This window comes from Mesorhizobium sp. B2-8-3 (genome assembly GCF_006440815.1).
Classification (GTDB): Bacteria; Pseudomonadota; Alphaproteobacteria; order Rhizobiales; family Rhizobiaceae; genus Mesorhizobium.
On record NZ_VFTW01000003.1, the window covers coordinates 45,284 to 61,580 of the forward strand.

Annotated in this window: 13 protein-coding genes; 8 read left to right on the plus strand and 5 right to left on the minus strand. The window is 63.8% G+C overall.

Annotation, left to right across the window (positions count from 1 at the left end):
* Positions 1-539 precede the first annotated feature (539 nt).
* The gene (gltX, locus tag FJ418_RS05465; RefSeq protein ID WP_140864156.1) at positions 540-1,913 is read left to right on the plus strand and encodes a glutamate--tRNA ligase; all 1,374 of its coding nucleotides are present in this window, start codon (positions 540-542) and stop codon (positions 1,911-1,913) included.
* Here the strand turns inward: gltX and FJ418_RS05470 are convergent.
* Positions 1,831-3,024 (minus strand): DUF2865 domain-containing protein, encoded by a 1,194-nt coding sequence (locus FJ418_RS05470; RefSeq protein ID WP_246682969.1) that lies wholly within the window; start codon positions 3,022-3,024, stop codon positions 1,831-1,833. The two genes, gltX and FJ418_RS05470, sit on opposite strands and share 83 nt — an antisense overlap.
* A gap of 251 nt (positions 3,025-3,275) precedes the next feature.
* Between FJ418_RS05470 and FJ418_RS05475 the strand changes: the two genes are divergently transcribed.
* Positions 3,276-3,917, plus strand: coding sequence for a DUF1287 domain-containing protein (locus FJ418_RS05475; protein ID WP_246682946.1), 642 nt, complete (start codon positions 3,276-3,278; stop codon positions 3,915-3,917).
* 17 nt (positions 3,918-3,934) lie between these two features.
* Here the strand turns inward: FJ418_RS05475 and FJ418_RS05480 are convergent, their stop codons facing one another.
* Positions 3,935-6,259 (minus strand): NADP-dependent malic enzyme, encoded by a 2,325-nt coding sequence (locus FJ418_RS05480; RefSeq protein ID WP_140648085.1) that lies wholly within the window; start codon positions 6,257-6,259, stop codon positions 3,935-3,937.
* A gap of 162 nt (positions 6,260-6,421) precedes the next feature.
* Complete coding sequence (locus FJ418_RS05485) at positions 6,422-7,201, minus strand: SDR family oxidoreductase (RefSeq protein ID WP_140864161.1); 780 nt, start codon at positions 7,199-7,201, stop codon at positions 6,422-6,424.
* A gap of 121 nt (positions 7,202-7,322) precedes the next feature.
* Between FJ418_RS05485 and FJ418_RS05490 the strand changes: the two genes are divergently transcribed.
* Together FJ418_RS05490 and FJ418_RS05495 are read left to right on the plus strand one after the other, a co-directional pair.
* The gene (locus tag FJ418_RS05490) at positions 7,323-8,153 is read left to right on the plus strand and encodes a UDP-2,3-diacylglucosamine diphosphatase (protein WP_140648087.1); all 831 of its coding nucleotides are present in this window, start codon (positions 7,323-7,325) and stop codon (positions 8,151-8,153) included.
* A gap of 198 nt (positions 8,154-8,351) precedes the next feature.
* Positions 8,352-9,566, plus strand: coding sequence for an MFS transporter (locus FJ418_RS05495; RefSeq protein ID WP_140864163.1), 1,215 nt, complete (start codon positions 8,352-8,354; stop codon positions 9,564-9,566).
* On the opposite strand, the gene dgcA is transcribed toward FJ418_RS05495, so the two are convergent.
* Positions 9,537-10,520, minus strand: a complete 984-nt coding sequence (gene dgcA, locus FJ418_RS05500) for an N-acetyl-D-Glu racemase DgcA (RefSeq protein WP_140864165.1) — start codon at positions 10,518-10,520, stop codon at positions 9,537-9,539. The two genes, FJ418_RS05495 and dgcA, sit on opposite strands and share 30 nt — an antisense overlap.
* Positions 10,521-10,597: 77 nt before the next feature.
* Here dgcA and FJ418_RS05505 point away from each other — a divergent pair, with 77 nt between their 5' ends.
* From FJ418_RS05505 to FJ418_RS05520, 4 genes are read left to right on the plus strand one after another with little or no spacing between them, the layout of a single operon-like run.
* Entirely contained in the window at positions 10,598-11,782 is a 1,185-nt protein-coding gene (locus tag FJ418_RS05505; protein ID WP_140648090.1) for an ABC transporter permease, read from the plus strand.
* Between the two features lies 1 nt (position 11,783).
* Positions 11,784-12,596 carry an ABC transporter ATP-binding protein gene (locus FJ418_RS05510; RefSeq protein ID WP_140652943.1) on the plus strand — a complete coding sequence of 271 codons (813 nt, stop codon included), beginning with the start codon at positions 11,784-11,786 and terminating at the stop codon, positions 12,594-12,596.
* A gap of 14 nt (positions 12,597-12,610) precedes the next feature.
* Positions 12,611-13,984, plus strand: coding sequence for an MlaD family protein (locus FJ418_RS05515; RefSeq protein ID WP_140648092.1), 1,374 nt, complete (start codon positions 12,611-12,613; stop codon positions 13,982-13,984).
* Between the two features lie 37 nt (positions 13,985-14,021).
* The gene (locus FJ418_RS05520; RefSeq protein WP_181166850.1) at positions 14,022-14,675 is read left to right on the plus strand and encodes an ABC-type transport auxiliary lipoprotein family protein; all 654 of its coding nucleotides are present in this window, start codon (positions 14,022-14,024) and stop codon (positions 14,673-14,675) included.
* A 159-nt stretch (positions 14,676-14,834) separates the two neighbouring features.
* Here the strand turns inward: FJ418_RS05520 and FJ418_RS05525 are convergent, their stop codons facing one another.
* The gene (locus tag FJ418_RS05525; RefSeq protein WP_140864169.1) at positions 14,835-16,205 is read right to left on the minus strand and encodes an IS1182 family transposase; all 1,371 of its coding nucleotides are present in this window, start codon (positions 16,203-16,205) and stop codon (positions 14,835-14,837) included.
* Positions 16,206-16,297 lie beyond the last annotated feature (92 nt).

Below are 16,297 nucleotides of genomic sequence, written 5' to 3' on the forward strand. Positions count from 1 at the left end.
AGGCCGACCCTTGCGGGTCCCTAAACTGAAACTTTTGTCGATTCCCTCCGTAGAGGGAGGTTCACACTATCTAGCGTCGAGCCTGCCTGCAAACACTAAATATAGTGTTAACAGATCATTTTTTCCAGACCGACAATTCTCCCTTTCGCCCACCCAAGCCCTAAAGATCCCCACGCCTCCGCCGGCCTCGTGAACAGGCGGAAATCCGGGCAAAACGCACAAAATCCGGGAAAAAAGACCGGGCTCGAAACTCTCCGGTCGCGCCCGCAACAGGAGCGCATGGCCTATAAAAAGCGACTCGTTCCGACCCGTCAAGGATTCGTTTTTGTAGCTTTTGTGACCCCAACATCTTGTGTGTCACATATGTGGATAACGGGGACATAGGAAGCTTGGGTTCGCAGGCACTTGACGCGGTTTATCAGTCTGCCGCGAAGCCGTGTCGGGCCGTCGGCTTTTCATTTTAGCTGGCTTGCACTATCTGTTGCGTTCGCGCGGGGGCGCGCCTTGTCAACACCAAAAGCATCCGCTACGCCCCACTCATGACAGTTACTGTACGTTTTGCCCCATCGCCGACCGGCCGCATCCATATCGGCAATGCGCGCACCGCGCTGTTCAATTGGCTTTTCGCCATGAACAACAAGGGCCGTTTCATCCAGCGCTTCGACGACACCGACATTGCCCGCTCGAAGCAGGAATATGCCGATTCCATCCTGTACGACCTGCATTGGCTGGGCATCTTCCCGGATGTCACCGAGTACCAGTCGCGTCGCTTCGAGATTTATGACGCTGCGGTCGAGCGGCTGAAGGCGGCGCGGGTGCTCTATGCCTGCTACGAAACGCCTGAAGAACTTGATCTGCGCCGCAAGGTGCGTCGCACGCGCGGCCTGCCGCCGGTCTATGGCCGCGAGGCGCTGACGCTGACGCCGGAGCAGGTGGCCGAATACCAGTCGGATGGCCGCCGGCCGCATTGGCGCTTCCTGCTGCCCAACTTCACCGGCGATCCGCTGCAGCCCGAACGGACCGACGTGCATTGGAACGACCTGGTGCGCGGCGAGGAGACCGTCGACCTCGCCTCGCTGTCGGATCCCGTCCTGGTGCGCGAGGACGGCACTTATCTCTACACGCTGCCTTCGGTGGTCGACGACATCGATATGGGCGTCAGCCACGTCATTCGCGGCGACGACCACGTCACCAACACCGGCGTGCAGATCGCCATCTTCAAGGCGCTCGGCGCCGAGCCGCCGGTCTTCGGCCACCACAATCTGCTCACCACCGTGTCGGGCGAGGGGCTGTCGAAGCGCACCGGCGCGCTGTCGATCGAAAGCCTGCGCGAGGACGGCATCGAGCCGATGGCGGTGGCTTCGCTGGCGGTGCTGGTCGGTACGTCGGAAAATGTCACCGCCGCGCATGATCTCAACGAGCTCGCCGGCCATTTTGACCCGGCGGCGACGTCCAAGTCCGCCTCCAAATTCGACCCGGACGAGCTCTTCGTGCTCAACCGCACGCTGATCCATCATATGTCGTTCGAGGAAGCGCGCGACCGGCTGATGGTGCTGGGCATTTCCGGCGACAAGGCCGAGCCGTTCTGGACGGCCGTGCGCGGCAATCTCGACCGCCTGTCGGACGCGGTCGCCTGGTGGCGAATCCTGAGCGAGGGCCCGCAGGAGCCGGCCGAGTTTTCCGGCGATGACCGTGATTTCCTCAATCAGGCTTTCGAGCTTTTGCCGGAGGAACCGTGGAACGGCACGGTGTGGAAGGACTGGACCGGCAAGATCAGGGAAGCAACCGGGCGCAAGGGCAAGCCGCTGTTCATGCCGCTGAGGCTCGCCCTTACCGGGCGGACTTCGGGGCCGGAGCTTTCAGATCTATTGCCGCTGATGGGTCGGGAAGGAACGCTGGCCCGACGACCCTGACCTTGCGCTGATCCGGCGGCAGCGCCGAGACCGGCGACACCGGCACCTTGGTGGTCAGCCGCTTGATCGCAGCCTGGTCCAGCCCGCCCTCTGCATTGGCGAGCGTTTCCGGATCGGCGCCGGGATCCGGCTTGGACGCCGGCACGGGAATGAAGGGCGCTGCTTCGCTGTCGGGCTGCGACTGTTCGGGGTTGGGCGGGTTGCCGCCGATGATCGTGAAGTTGCCGGCTTGCGCGTTGCAGCCGCAGGTCGGCGGCCGTGAATAATTGGCCTGCTTGTAGAGATAGGCGGTCGGCAGCTCGCTGTAGGGTTGACCGGTCGCCGACGAGGTCATCGAGCCAGAGTCGTCGTCCATTCCCCGCGAATAGAAGACCTGCATTTCGGTGCCCGGGCAGCTCGATTCGCAATTCTTCTGGTCGCGCTCGAAGTCGCCGATGGAAGCCGCGTTGGACATCGGGAAGAAATAGCCGTCGCAGGTGCGCACGCACATGGTGTGGAACTCGCCGCCCAGTCGCGGCAGGTCCATGCCGTCCGGCTGGTTGATGACGCGGCGGATGTTGCGCTCGCCTGGATCATCGGAAGGCACCTCCGAGTCCGGCATATCGGGGGCATCGGGCGTTTCGAGCTGCTGGTCCTGGCGGCCGAAAAGCTGCTCGAACAGATTGCCGCCGCCATTGTCGCGGGCCGCCTCCCGAAGCGGGGCGCGGCGCGGCGCGATCTCGTCATCGCGGCAGCCATTGGCGTCGAGCGCCGCCAGGATGCGGCTGCGGTCGCGCCGCGTGCCGCCGTCGGCGAGCCGCTCGCGCTTGGCCTGCAATGTGTCGAGGTTGGCGTTCATGCGCTGGATCGAGGCATTGATCGCCGCGCATTGGCTGACATTGCGCGAAAACAGCGTGAAGCCGCAATTGGCGTCGCCCGCCCGACTGCGGGCCTTGGCAAGCTGCTCGCGCTGGCGCTGGATGGCATCATCATATTTGCGCACGATGCCCGGCCCTCCGCCGCCACCGCGTGTCGCGGCGAGTTCGGCTTCGAGCTGCCTGCAAGCGCGCGAGGCCGCCTCGGACTCGGTCACGGCGACGACCGAGCCTGCAAGCGCTGCAAGCAGCGCCATCAGGTGGGTCAGCTTCAACCCCGCGCCTTTCATCCGAAACCCCAAATCGCCTGTTCGACCCGAAGCTACGCTGCCGTGGTTAATCGACTATGCCAGAGTCGGAGCCACCGAGCTCAAGGACAATTCGGCGTGAAACGTTTTCAACCGGAAACACAACCTCCGTCGCCAGCCGCAAAACGCCGAGAGCCTAAAAAAGACGCTTTCGCGCGGGACCAATTGCGCGAATTCGGCTTGCAAGAGAGGGGCGATGCATGATCCCGATTACCCGTCGAAGCGCGCTGCAGCTCGGCCTTCTGTTCCTGGCCGTGCCGTACGCGATGGCCAGAAAAGCCACGCCTGAGGCGATGGCGAAGATCGCCACGCCTGAATGGACCTTCAGGCTGGTCGATGCCGCGCGCAGGCAGATCGGCGTCACCACGCTCTACGATCCGACTTACACCCGCATCCCCTATCCCGGCGGCGATGTCGCGCAGGACCGGGGCGTGTGCACGGATGTCGTGATCCGAGCCTATCGCCACGCCTTCCGGCTCGACCTGCAAAAGCTGGTGCATGAGGACATGCTGGCCGATTTCTCCGCCTATCCCAAGGCCTGGGGTTTGAAATCGACCGATCCGAACATCGACCACCGCAGAGTGCCTAATCTCGCCGTGTTCTTCGAACGGCGGGGGGCTTCGCTCGCCGTCAGCGACGATCCAGCCGACTATCAGCCGGGCGATCTCGTCACCCAGATGCTGCCCGGCAACCTTACCCATATTGCCATCGTCTCGAGCAATCGCTCGGCCGAGGCACCGGAACGCCCGCTGGTCATCCACAATATCGGCCGGGGCGCCCGCGAGGAGGACACGCTCTTTGTCTTCAGGCGGACGGGGCATTTCCGCTTCGCGCCTGCCTAGGGAGGCCTCAACACACCCTAACCCAGATCGACCACCGCCTGCGCCTTGTGCGCCGCCTCGACCACGGCTAGCGCGGTCATGTTGACGACGCCGCGCGAGGTCACCGACGGCGTCAATATATGCGCGGGCTTGTCCGTGCCGAGCAGGATCGGCCCGACATGCAGCGCGTCCATCATGGCGCGCAGCGCCGTCAGCGTGATGTTGGCCGAATCGAGGTTCGGGAAGACCAGCAGATTGGCTTCGCCCTTCAGCCTGGAATGCGGATAGACGCGCTGGCGCAGATGCTCCGAAAGTGCTGTATCGGCATGCATTTCGCCGTCGCACTGCAAGCCGGGCGCGATGCGGCCGAGGATTTCCGCCGCGCGGCGCATCTTCAGCGCGCTAGGGGAATCGCGCGAGCCGAAATCCGAATGCGACAGAAGCGCTGCCTTCGGCTCGATGCCGAAGCGCTGGATTTCCTCCGCCGCCAGCACCGTCATTTCGGCGATCTCCTCCGCGGTCGGGTCGACCGAGACATGTGTGTCGGTGAGGAAGATGATGCCGCGCTGCGAGATCAGCATCGACAGCGTCGACAGGTCATGATCCTTGATGCCGGCGCGCGGCCCGATGATCAGCGTGACATTGCGCAGATGCCGCTCGAAGCGGCCTTCGAGGCCGCAGACCATGGCGTCCGCGTCGCCGCGCTTCAGTGCCAGGGCCGCGATCACCGTGTTGTCGGTACGCACCATGGTGCGGGCGGCTTCCGTCGTCACGCCGCGCCGGCCGGCCAGCTCGATCAGGAGGTCGACATAGTGGCGATAGCGCGGATCGTCCTCCGGGTTGATCAGCGCGAAATCGACGCCCGGCCGGATGCGCAGGCCGTAGCGCTTCAGCCTGACCTCCACCACATGCGGGCGACCGATCAAGGTCGGTTCGGCGATGCCTTCCTCCAGCACCACCTGCGCCGCCCGGAGCACGCGCTCGTCCTCGCCGTCGGCATAGATGACACGCTTGGCGCTTGAAGCCTTGGCGGAGGAGAACACCGGCTTCATCACCAGGCCGGAGCGGAAGACGAAGCGGTTCAGCTTGTCGATATAGGCGGCGAAGTCGGCGATCGGCCGGGTCGCGACGCCGGTGTCGCAGGCGGCCTTGGCCACCGCCGGCGCGATGCGCAGGATGAGGCGCGGATCGAAGGGCGAGGGGATCAGGAAATCGGGGCCGAACATCGGCGTCTCGCCGGAATAGGCGCGCGCCGCGACATCCGATGGCTCCTCGCGCGCAAGGGCGGCGATGGCGCGGACCGCCGCCATCTTCATCTCCTCGTTGATGGCGCTGGCGCCGCAATCGAGCGCGCCGCGGAAGATGTAAGGAAAGCAGAGCACGTTGTTGACTTGATTGGGAAAATCCGAGCGCCCGGTGCAGATCATGGCGTCCGGCCGCGCGGCTCTTGCCGCTTCCGGCATGATCTCGGGATTAGGGTTGGCCAAAGCCAGGATCAGCGGCTTCGGCGCCATATGCTGCAGCAGTTCCGGCTTCAGCACGCCTGCGGCGGAAAGGCCGAGGAAGACGTCGGCGCCGGGAATGACGTCGGCCAGCGTGCGCGCCTCGGTATCCTTCACATACGGGTCTTTCCAGCGATCCATCTCCTCGACGCGGCCCTTGTGGGCGACGCCGAAACGGTCGGTGACCCAGATGTTTTCGACCCTGGCGCCGAGCGAGACCAAAAGGTTGAGACAGGCGAGCGCCGCGGCACCCGCTCCGGACGTGACGATCTTGATGTCGGAGATTGCCTTGCCGGCCAATTCCAGCCCGTTGAGCACCGCGGCTGCAACGATGATCGCGGTGCCGTGCTGGTCGTCGTGGAAGACCGGGATGCCCATGCGGGCTTTCAGCCGCTCCTCGACCTCGAAACATTCAGGCGCCTTGATGTCCTCGAGGTTGATGCCGCCGAAGGTCGGTTCGAGCGCCGCGACGGTCTCGACCATGCGGTCGATCTCGGGCGCATCGATCTCGATGTCGAAGACGTCGATGCCGGCGAATTTCTTGAACAGCACCGCCTTGCCTTCCATCACTGGCTTGGAGGCGAGCGGACCGATATTGCCCAGCCCAAGCACGGCGGAGCCATTGGAAACGACGCCGACGAGGTTGGCGCGCGCGGTGTAGTCGGCGGCGGTGGCGGGATCGTCGCGGATCTCGAGGCAGGGCGCGGCCACCCCCGGCGAATAGGCAAGCGCCAGGTCGCGCTGGTTGCCGAGCGGCTTCGTGGCCTGGATTTCGAGCTTTCCCGGCGTCGGGTGCTTGTGGAAGAAGAGGGCGGCCTCGTCGAGGTCCGACCGGGCCGTTTTCTTGCTCTCGCCGTCCATCCGGCCCTCCCTCTGTTCCTGATTTGGAGCCTTTTAGCATGCGCCGACGAGTTTTCGCGACGGCAAATCGCGGACCCCGGCCTTCACAATGCCGGAGCGAAAATAATCAACCGATTCCAGACGGTTGGCTCGGAAGCCTCAGGCGTATTGGATTGGCGGCGGTCAGAACGCGCTGACGTAGAGACCGCCGTCGACCGGGATGTTCTGGCCGGTGAGGTAGCCGGCATGGACGGAGCAGAGGAAGGCGCAGATCTGACCGAATTCCTCCGGCGTGCCGAGCCGTTTTGCCGGCACGTCGGCGCTGATGCGGGCCTTGCGCGCGGCGGCCGCGGCCGGATCTTCCTTGGTGCCGGCCTCATGCGGGCCGCGCAGCCGGTCGGTATCGAGCTTGCCGGGCAAGAGGCTGTTGATGGTGACGTTGCGGTCGATCACCGTGCGCGCCACGCCGGCGAGGAACGAGGTCAGGCCGGCGCGCGCGCCGGAAGACAGGTCGAGGCCGGGGATCGGCACATAGACTGACAGCGAGGTGATGTTGACGATGCGGCCGAAGCCGCGCTTGGCCATGCCGTCGATCACCGCCTGGACGAGTTCGATCGGCGTGACCATGTTCTGCGTAACGCCCTCGAGGATCTTTGTGCGGTCGAGCTCGCGAAAATCGCGCAGCGGCGGGCCGCCATTGTTGTTGACGAGGATGTCGGGATCGGGGCAGGCGGCGAGTATCGCTTTCTGCACGTCCGGCTTCGACACGTCGCCGGCAACTTCGATGACCTTGACGCCGAACCGGTCGCGGATGTCCTTGGCGGTCTTGGCCAAGAGTTCGGCGTTGCGGCCGTTGACGACGAGATCGACGCCGGCTTCGGCAAGTGCAATGGCGCAGCCGCGCCCCAGTCCCTTGCTCGAGGCGCAGACGATGGCCTTCTTTCCGCGAATGCCGAGATCCATGACGGTTTTCTCCTGATTGACTTGCGCGCAAGCTAGCGCCTGGGCTGGACCAACCGCAACCGTCATACGGTTGTTGCATGAATCGGGGCATAGGCACGCGAAAGCAAAGGGTAAAATCGTCATGTCAGACCCAGAGCCCCGCACTTTCCGCGCCCTGTTCATTTCCGACGTGCATCTCGGCTCGAAAGCGGCCAAGGCCGATTTCCTGATCGACTTCCTGCGCTATCACGACGCCGAAATCATCTATCTGGTCGGCGATATCGTCGACGGCTGGCGGCTGCGGCGCAGCTGGCACTGGCCGCAGAGTCACAACGACGTGGTTCAGAAGCTGCTGCGCAAGGCGCGCAAGGGCGCTTCGATCACCTACATCGCCGGCAATCACGACGAATTCGCCCGCCAGTTCCAGGGCGTGCATTTCGGCGGAATCGTCGTTGCCGACCGTGCCATCCACGAGACCGCCGACGGCCGGCGCCTGCTGGTTATCCACGGCGACCAGTTTGACACGGTGGTGCACAACCAGCGCTGGCTCGCCTATCTCGGCGACTATGCCTATGACACGGCGATGGTGATCAATCGGGTGGTGACCAAGCTGCGCCACCTGCTCGGCCTGCCTTACTGGTCGTTCTCGTCATGGGCGAAGGTCAAGGTCAAGAAGGCGGTGAACTTCATCGGCTCGTTCCAGACCGTGCTTTCAGAAGAGGCACGGCGCTCGCATGTCGACGGCGTGATCTGCGGCCACATCCATCACGCGGCGATCGAAAGCTATGGCGACGTGCAATACATCAACACCGGCGACTGGGTGGAAAGCTGCACGGCGGTGGTCGAGCATTTCGATGGCCGCATGGAGATCCTGACTTGGGCGCATGTCCTACCTGAGACCACGGCAGGCAGCGACGTGCTGGTGCCAGTCGACATCATCGACCTGAAAGGCAGGGCGGCTCAGGCGGCTTGAATGCAGCTGCCTTTTCGCGGTTCCGCCTGCTTCCCTGGTCGCGCTGACATGGGGCGCGAGCCGCGCTCGCTCCCAGGCCCGTCCGTCAACAGCTTTGCTCTTGATCGATTGACCCAGCCAGTTCCGCCGCGCTTTGCTGCATGTTAGGGATCGAGACACGTTGCATGCGTGTCGTATGCAGCGAAATTGGATCGATTCATGTCGCTGCCGCCGCTATCGCCAGAACAACTTGTCAAGCCAAGCCATTTCGAACTGCGCATGAGCCTGATCTTCGCGACCTTGTTCGTGTCGCAGGGCACCCATCTGCCTTATTTTCCGCTCTGGCTGCAGGCGAAAGGTTTTCATGCCGAGCAGATCGCGGTCATCCTGGCGGCGCCAATGTTCCTGCGTGTCGTGACGACGCCGGTGCTGACCGCGTTCGCCGACCGCGCGAATGACCGCGCCAATGTCTATATCGCATTGGTCGCCGGCTCGATGGTCGTCTCCGCCGGCTATTTCCTGCCGGCCACCTACGCCATAGTGCTCGCCGTGTCGCTTTTGCTGACGATCGTCTGGACGCCGCATTCGCCGATGGCCGATTCGCTGGCGCTGTCAGGCGTGCGGCGCTTCGGCTCGAATTACACGGCGATGCGCAAATGGGGCTCGATCTCGTATCTCGGCGCCAATGTCGTGGGTGGCTTCATCCTGGCGGCCACGGGTCCGCGGGCGGTTCCGGTCATCATCTTCTTTGCGCTCGGCGCGGCCCTGGTCACGGCGCTGCTGTCGCCACGCATGGGGCGGCCGCGCAAGGCCTCGCCGCTTTCGGCAACCGAGATCCAGCATAAGGCGCCGAGCCTGTTCAACGCCTATTTCCTCTATTTCACGCTTGGCGTCGGCATCATCACCGCCAGCCACGCCTTCCTCTACGGCTTCGTCTCGATCTACTGGAAATCGATCGGTATCGGCGACTCCGTCGTTGGCCTGCTATGGGCTTGGGGCGTGGTCTCCGAAGTCTGCATGTTCCTGTTTTTCAACCGTATTTTTGCGTCCATCTCGGTCGTCAGGGTGATGGTGATCGCCGGTATCGGTTCGATCGTGCGCTGGATCGCCTTTCCGCTGGTCTGGCCGCTCGGCCTGGGCGTCGCCGGCTTCTTCCTTGTCCAGACGCTGCATTCGGTGTCGGTGGCGATGGTGTTGATCGGCCTGCAGAAGATGATCGGCGAGACGGTCTCCGAAGAGCGGACGGGCGCCGCGCAAGGCATCGCCTATTTCTTCAACGGCTTCTTCATGGCAGCGGTGACGCTCGCTTCCGGCCCCCTTTATGAGCGGCTTGGCGTCGACGGTTTCCTGGCGATGATCCCGATCGCGATCATCGGCATGGTGCTGATAGGCCTCGCTTCCCGCTCAGCCCCAAAGCACCCGCTCAGGGGGTGAAACCAGCGATCCCCGGTAGACAAGGCCGGGCTCGCGATCGCGCGCAAGCAGCAGCGGGCCGTCGAGATCGACGAAGTCCGCGTCCTGCGCCAGGAGCACTGCCGGCGCCATGGCGAGCGAGGTGCCGACCATGCAACCCACCATGATGCCGAAGCCAAGGTCGCGCGCGCGGTCGCGCAGCTTCAACGCCTCCGTCAGGCCGCCTGACTTGTCGAGCTTGATGTTGACGGCGTCGTAGAGGCCGACCAGCGCATCGAGGTCGTTTGCGGCGTGCACGCTTTCGTCGGCGCAGACCGGCACCGGATGCGCGATCCGGCGCAGGATGTCGTCCTTGCCCGCCGGCAGCGGCTGCTCGACCAGCGCTATGCCGTGCTGCGCGGCGAAAGCGAGGTTCGCCTCGACATTTTCGTCGGTCCAACCCTCATTGGCATCCAGGATGATGCGGCTTTCGGGAGCGGCTTCCGTCACCGCGCGGATTCTGGCCATGTCATTGTCGCCGCCGATCTTGACCTTGAGCAAGGGCCGCGTGGCGTTGGCGCGCGCCTGCGCGGCCATGGCCTCCGGTGTGTCGAGCGACAGGGTGTAGGCGGTTTCCAGTGGCTCGGCAGGAAGGGCCCCGATCGCCGCCGCCACGGACGTGCCGGTCAGCTTGGCTTCCAGATCCCATAGGGCGCAGTCGATGGCGTTCCGCGCCGCGCCCGCGGGCATGGCCGCAAGCAGGGCGGTCCGGTCGATGCCAGCGACGATCGGATCGTGCATCGCCTCGATGGCCGCGCGCACTCCCTCCATGGTTTCGCCGTAGCGCTTGTAGGGCACGCATTCGCCACGGCCGGAACGTCCCCCGTCAGCGATCGTTACGGTGATGACTTCGGCCTCGGTTTTGGATCCGCGCGAGATGGTGAAGGTGCCGGCGATCGGAAATCGCTCCATTTCGACCGAAATGACACGCGCCATAATTTTCTTCTCCGGCTATGCGACACCAGTCTGCAGGCAAATCGACACGCCAGTCCGGTCACGCTAAACAGGACGCCATGTTGACCATTCGCAAACGCGACGCAAGCGGCGAGGCCAAGGACGCCGAGCATCGGCCACGCGTTGCCGTGGGCGAGGAAGGAGGCGTGCTGGGCTGCGCCTTTTCCGGTGTGTGGACGACGCGCACCGTGGCTCTGGTCGATGCCGACATGCGCAAGATCGAGGGGAAAAGCGGCGCAAAGCAGCTGATGCTCGACCTTTCCCACATCGAAAAGATGGACACAGCCGGCGCCTGGCTTATCGACCGACTGGCCAGCGCCTTCGAGAAGAAAGGCGTCGAAGTCCATTTGCAGGGGCAGAGCGAGATCGCCTCGATCCTGCTCGGCGCGGTCGGCGATGCGGTTCGCCGGGAGCCCGAATCGGGCCCGTCCGGGCCGCCCAACATCATCCTGCGCGCGCTGGAGCTGGTTGGCCGGCGAGTCTATGAGATGCGCGACGATTTCCTCGCTTCGATGAACATCCTCGGCGCCACGATCCGCGGCGCGCAGATGAAGCTTGGCCGCGGCCACGCGGTCAACCTGGCCGCGATCTTCAACCAAATCGATCGCATGGGCGTCGGCGCGATACCGGTGGTGGTGCTGATGTCGGCCATTGTCGGCGCCATCGTCGCCCAGCAGGGCGCCTACCAGCTCAGCTATTTCGGCGCCAACATCTTCGTCGTCGACCTGGTCGGGGTGCTGATCCTGCGCGAGCTCGGCGTGCTGATGACGGCGATCATGCTCGCGGGACGTTCAGGCAGCGCCATCACCGCCGAGATCGGCTCCATGAAGATGCGCGAGGAAGTCGACGCGCTGAAGGTGATCGGCCTCAATCCGATCGGCGTGCTGGTCTTTCCGCGGCTCGTCGCGTTGGTGATCGGGCTGCCGTGCCTCACCATCATCGCCAATTTCGCCGCGCTTGCCGGCGGCATCGTCGCCGCCTGGCTCTATTCCGATATTCCACCCGCCGCGTTCATCGACAGGCTGCGCGTCGCCATCGATCTCAGCACCATCTTTGCCGGCCTGATCAAGGCGCCGTTCATGGCCCTGATCATCGGTATCATTGCCTCGGTCGAGGGCATGAAGGTCGGTGGCAGCGCCGAATCGCTCGGCCTGCACGTGACCGCATCGGTGGTGAAGTCGATCTTCGTCGTCATCATCCTCGATGGGCTTTTCGCCATGTTCTACGCAGCGATCGGGTTCTGAGATGGCGAACGGCAACGGCGCAGCGACAGCGCAGGATACCAACGACGACGAAATCGTGCTTTCGGTGCGCAACGTCACCGTGGCCATCGACGGCAAGCTGATCCTCGACAAGCTCTCGCTCGACATCAAGCGCGGGGAGATTCTTGGCTTTGTCGGCGCTTCGGGCGCCGGCAAATCGGTGCTGTTGCGCACCATATTGGGGCTGATGCCGAAGCAATCGGGGACGATCAGCCTGTTCGGCGTCGATGTCGACAAGGCGAGCGACGCCGACCGCCTGCGCATCGACATGCGGCTCGGCGTCCTTTTCCAGCATGGCGCGCTGTTTTCGGCGCTGACGGTGCTGGAAAACGTGCAGGTGCCGATGCGTGAATATCTCGACCTGCCCAGGGCGCTTATGGATGAGCTCGCCTTGCTCAAGATCGAGCTGGTCGGGTTGCCGGCCGACGCCGCACAGAAGTTTCCGTCCGAGTTGTCCGGCGGCATGATCAAGCGCGCGGCGCTCGCCCGCGCGTTGGCGCTCGACCCTGACATCGTCTTTCTCGACGAGCCGACCTCCGGCCTCGATCCGATCAGCGCGGCCGAATTCGACGAGTTGGTCGTCAAGCTTCGCGACACCATGGATCTGACGGTCTACATGGTCACGCACGATCTCGACACGCTGTTCACCGCTTGCGACCACGTGGCGGTGCTCGGCAAGAAGCGGGTGCTGGTCGAAGGCACTATCGACGATATGCTGAAGAGCGAGGAGCCGTGGGTGAAGTCCTATTTCCGCGGAAAACGCGCCCGGCAACTTGATCTTGCGGCGCGCGCATAGCCATAAGTGAGGCGATGGAAACAAGAGCCAACTACATTATTGTCGGCATCTTCACGCTGGGTGCGATCCTGGCGGCCTTTGCCTTCGTCTATTGGACCGCGGCGATCGGCGACAGAGGCGAAACGACAATGCTGCGCGTGCGCATTCCAGGTTCGGCCTCGGGCCTCGGCCGCGGCAGCTTCGTGCTGTTCAACGGCGTCAAGGTCGGTGACGTCAAACGTGTGTATATCGACGTCGACAATCCGACGGTAGCCATTGCCGACACCGAGATCGACCGCATGACGCCGATCACCAAGTCGACACAGGCCGATATTGGCCTTGCCGGCTTGACCGGCCAGGCCAATATCGAACTCCGGGGCGCCGACCCCAAGGAAGCGAAGCTGCTCGACGAGGCGGAAAAAGAGGGCAGGATCCCCGAGATAACCGCCAATCCGTCGGCGGTCACCAACCTTCTGCAGACGGCGCAGAACATCTTCACCCGCGCCGACAAGGTGCTGAGCGAGCTCGAAGGCTTCACCAAGGACGTTCGCGGCCCGCTGACGCAGACGGTCAAGAATGTCGAGACCTTCTCGGACGCGCTGGCCAAGAACTCCGACGGGATCGACAAGTTCCTGTCGGCGGTGAGCTCGCTTTCGGATCAACTGAAGAATGTCTCGGGCCGACTCGACAGCACGCTGAAGGCCGCCGAAGGCCTGCTCAATTCCGTCGACAAGGACCAGATCAAGAGCATCGTGGCCAATGTCGATACGGTGACGGCGAATCTGAAGGAGACCTCGAAGCAGTTCGATACAGTCATCGGCAACGTCAACACGGCGGTCGGCTCGATCAACGATTTCGCCAAGCAGACGCAAGGGACATTGGCCAAGGTCAACGGCGTGCTCGACGGCATCGATCCGGCCGACGTCAAGGCCGCCTTGGCCAACATCCAGAAGGCCAGCGCCAGCGCCGACAAGGCGGCCTCGGACATCGCCAAGGTGACCGACAAGATCGCCAACCGCTCCGACGATATCGACCAGACCATCAAGGACGCCCGCCAGCTCGCGCAGCGGCTCAACGATGCCTCGGTGCGCGTCGACGGCATCCTGGCCAAGGTCGACAAGATCCTCGGCTCCGGCGAGGCCGACGGCGTGATGGCCGATGCCAGGGCGACGCTGAAATCCTTCAAGCAGGTGGCCGACACGCTGAATGCGCGGCTCGGCACCATCACCGACAATCTGGCGCGTTTCTCCGGCCAGGGCCTGCAGAACGTCGAGGCGCTCGTGCAGGACAGCCGGCGCTCGATCAACCGCATCGAGGAAGCGGTGACCGACCTCAGCCGCAATCCGCAGCGCATTCTGTCCGGTGGCGACGGCGAGGTCCGGCAGTTCGATGGAAGGACACGGCGTTGACTTCGGCTGCCGCGACCGCCAAGAAAATGAACCGCGAATGCGGGTTGATCGTAAGATCCGGGGACAACGGGGATCACGCGTGAAGTCGGTCAGGGTGGTAGCGGGTCGTCTGAGATTGTCCGCGGCAGCGTTGCTGGTGCTTTCGGTTGCCGGTTGCGCGGCCCTGGGCGGCAAGCCGGCGCCGCTCGACACGTTCGAATTGTCGGCGCCGTCGGTCGACATGCATGCCCACAGCCGCCGCCAGATCCTGATAGCCCAGCCGTCGGCGCTCAAGGCGCTAGACAGCCAGAACATCGTCATCAGGCCTTCCGACCGGTCGATCCAGTTCCTGAAGGGCGCGCAATGGGCGGACCGGCTGCCACTGATCGTGCAGGCGAGACTGGCCGAAACCTTCCAGCGCTCCGGCAGCTTTGCCGGCGTCGGCAAGCCGGGCGAGGGGCTGGCGATCGACTACCAGATCATCGTCGAGGTACGCTCCTTCGAGGTGCGCGTCGATGGCGGCGAGCATGCCGATGTCGACCTGTTCGTACGCATCCTCAATGACCGCGATGGCGAGGTGCGCGCCTCAAAGAACTTCACTGCGAGCGCGCCGGTCTCCGGCAGCGGCAACGCTGCCTATGTCGGCGCGCTGGACAACGCCTTCGGCCAGGCGGCGACCGACATCGTCCGCTGGACGGATTCGGCGATCTGAGCGCCGGACAGGCAATCAAACTCCAACATAAAAAAGGCGGGCCTCGGCCCGCCTCAGACTGCTGACGAACCCCGTCGATTTTCGGCGGGGTTTTGTTTTATGTAATTGAAGAGTTTTGAGAAGTTCGTGTCAGGAGATTTTGACAGGAGGCGCCGAGCCTCATGCGGGGCTTGGTTTGAGGGTTGGCCAGAGGCTGATTGCGATTTTTTTCATGTTCTGGGCGGCGGCTGCCATCAGGCACTGGCAGGCGACGCGGGTTCGCCCTCGGAAGCGGGCGTAGCGGTGGCCGAAGAGCTGCTTGGCATCGGCGAACGACCGCTCGACCGTCTCCTTGCGGCGCCGGTAGATGGCCTTGCCCCATGCGGTCGAGCGATTGGCGTCGACCCGCTCGCGGGCGTCCTGCCAGACATGGCGGGTGATGGTGCGCTCGGCCTTGGCGTTTGAAGTGCAGGCGGCCAACAGCGGACAGTCGCGGCAGATCGCCGGATCGCTCCTGTAATGCCGGTAGCCGCTGCGGTCGGTGGTGGCGTAGGTGAGCAATTGGCCTTGCGGGCAACGGTAGCCCTTCAGGTCCGGCTCATAGACGAAGTCGCTCTTCCTCATCTTGCCGGGTTTCGGCGGGGTCGGGTTGCGATAGCCGACAACGCCCCTGATCTTCCTGTCCTCCAGCCCCTTGGCGATGCCCGGCGTGGCGTAGCCGGCATCCAGCCCCGCAGCCGCCACATTGAAGCCGAAGCGTTCCACCTGGCGGTCGAGCCGGCCGAGATAGACAATCGAGTCATGCACGTTGGCCGGCGTGGCGAACGTGTCGGTGATGATGCCGCAACGGCCATCCACCGTGCGGTGATCGAGATAGAAGAAGCCCTTCGGCTTGCCCTCGCGCACCATGTAGCCGGCCTCCGGATCGGCACGCGAGACTTTGGTCTCTTTCACCGGCGGCTTGCGCTGCTTCTGCTTCAGCGGCTTCTGGCCATGCAGCGCCCGTTCGGCATCGATGGCCCGGTCGAGATCGCCCCAGTAGTCGGCCCGCGACTTGGCGACCATGGCAAGGTCGTATTTGCCCTTGTTGGCGTTGGCCTTCAAATGCGTGCTGTCGCTATAGAGCACCGTGCCGTCCACCAGCCCGGCCAGGATCGCCTGCTCGACGATCCTGTCGAAGATGCCTTGCGCGATCGTCTCGTCCTGGTAGCGACGCCGACGGTTCTGAGACAGCGTCGAGGCGTCGAACACCTTGTCCGTCAGCTTCAGCCGCAGGAACCAGCGGTAAGCGACATTGACCTCGATCTCGCGAACCAACTGCCGCTCCGAGCGCACGCCGAACAGGTAGCCGAGGAACAGCGCCTTGAACATCAAGGTCGGATCGAGCGGCGGTCGGCCATTGTCGGCGCAGTAGAGCGGCGCTGTTAGATCGTGGATGAAGGAAAAGTCGATCGCGCGATCAATCTTGCGCAACAGGTGGTCAGCCGGAACCAGCTGATCCAACGTCACCATCTCGAGCGCAGTCTGTTCAGGGGCGGGTCGCTTCAACATGACCCAGTGAATCAAAAACCCCCGGCAAATGCCAGAGGTTTGTCAGCAGTCTGAGGCGGGCCTCGGCCCGCCTTTTTGTTTCAGTCCGCCGA

Coding starts and splice junctions, on each gene's coding strand:
- gltX (WP_140864156.1), top strand. CDS start 540: ATGACAGTTACTGTACGTTTTGCCCCATCGCCGACCGGCCGCATCCAT.
- FJ418_RS05470 (WP_246682969.1), bottom strand. CDS start 3,024: ATGGCGCTGCTTGCAGCGCTTGCAGGCTCGGTCGTCGCCGTGACCGAG.
- FJ418_RS05475 (WP_246682946.1), top strand. CDS start 3,276: ATGATCCCGATTACCCGTCGAAGCGCGCTGCAGCTCGGCCTTCTGTTC.
- FJ418_RS05480 (WP_140648085.1), bottom strand. CDS start 6,259: ATGGACGGCGAGAGCAAGAAAACGGCCCGGTCGGACCTCGACGAGGCC.
- FJ418_RS05485 (WP_140864161.1), bottom strand. CDS start 7,201: ATGGATCTCGGCATTCGCGGAAAGAAGGCCATCGTCTGCGCCTCGAGC.
- FJ418_RS05490 (WP_140648087.1), top strand. CDS start 7,323: ATGTCAGACCCAGAGCCCCGCACTTTCCGCGCCCTGTTCATTTCCGAC.
- FJ418_RS05495 (WP_140864163.1), top strand. CDS start 8,352: ATGTCGCTGCCGCCGCTATCGCCAGAACAACTTGTCAAGCCAAGCCAT.
- dgcA (WP_140864165.1), bottom strand. CDS start 10,520: ATGGCGCGTGTCATTTCGGTCGAAATGGAGCGATTTCCGATCGCCGGC.
- FJ418_RS05505 (WP_140648090.1), top strand. CDS start 10,598: ATGTTGACCATTCGCAAACGCGACGCAAGCGGCGAGGCCAAGGACGCC.
- FJ418_RS05510 (WP_140652943.1), top strand. CDS start 11,784: ATGGCGAACGGCAACGGCGCAGCGACAGCGCAGGATACCAACGACGAC.
- FJ418_RS05515 (WP_140648092.1), top strand. CDS start 12,611: ATGGAAACAAGAGCCAACTACATTATTGTCGGCATCTTCACGCTGGGT.
- FJ418_RS05520 (WP_181166850.1), top strand. CDS start 14,022: ATGCGGGTTGATCGTAAGATCCGGGGACAACGGGGATCACGCGTGAAG.
- FJ418_RS05525 (WP_140864169.1), bottom strand. CDS start 16,205: ATGTTGAAGCGACCCGCCCCTGAACAGACTGCGCTCGAGATGGTGACG.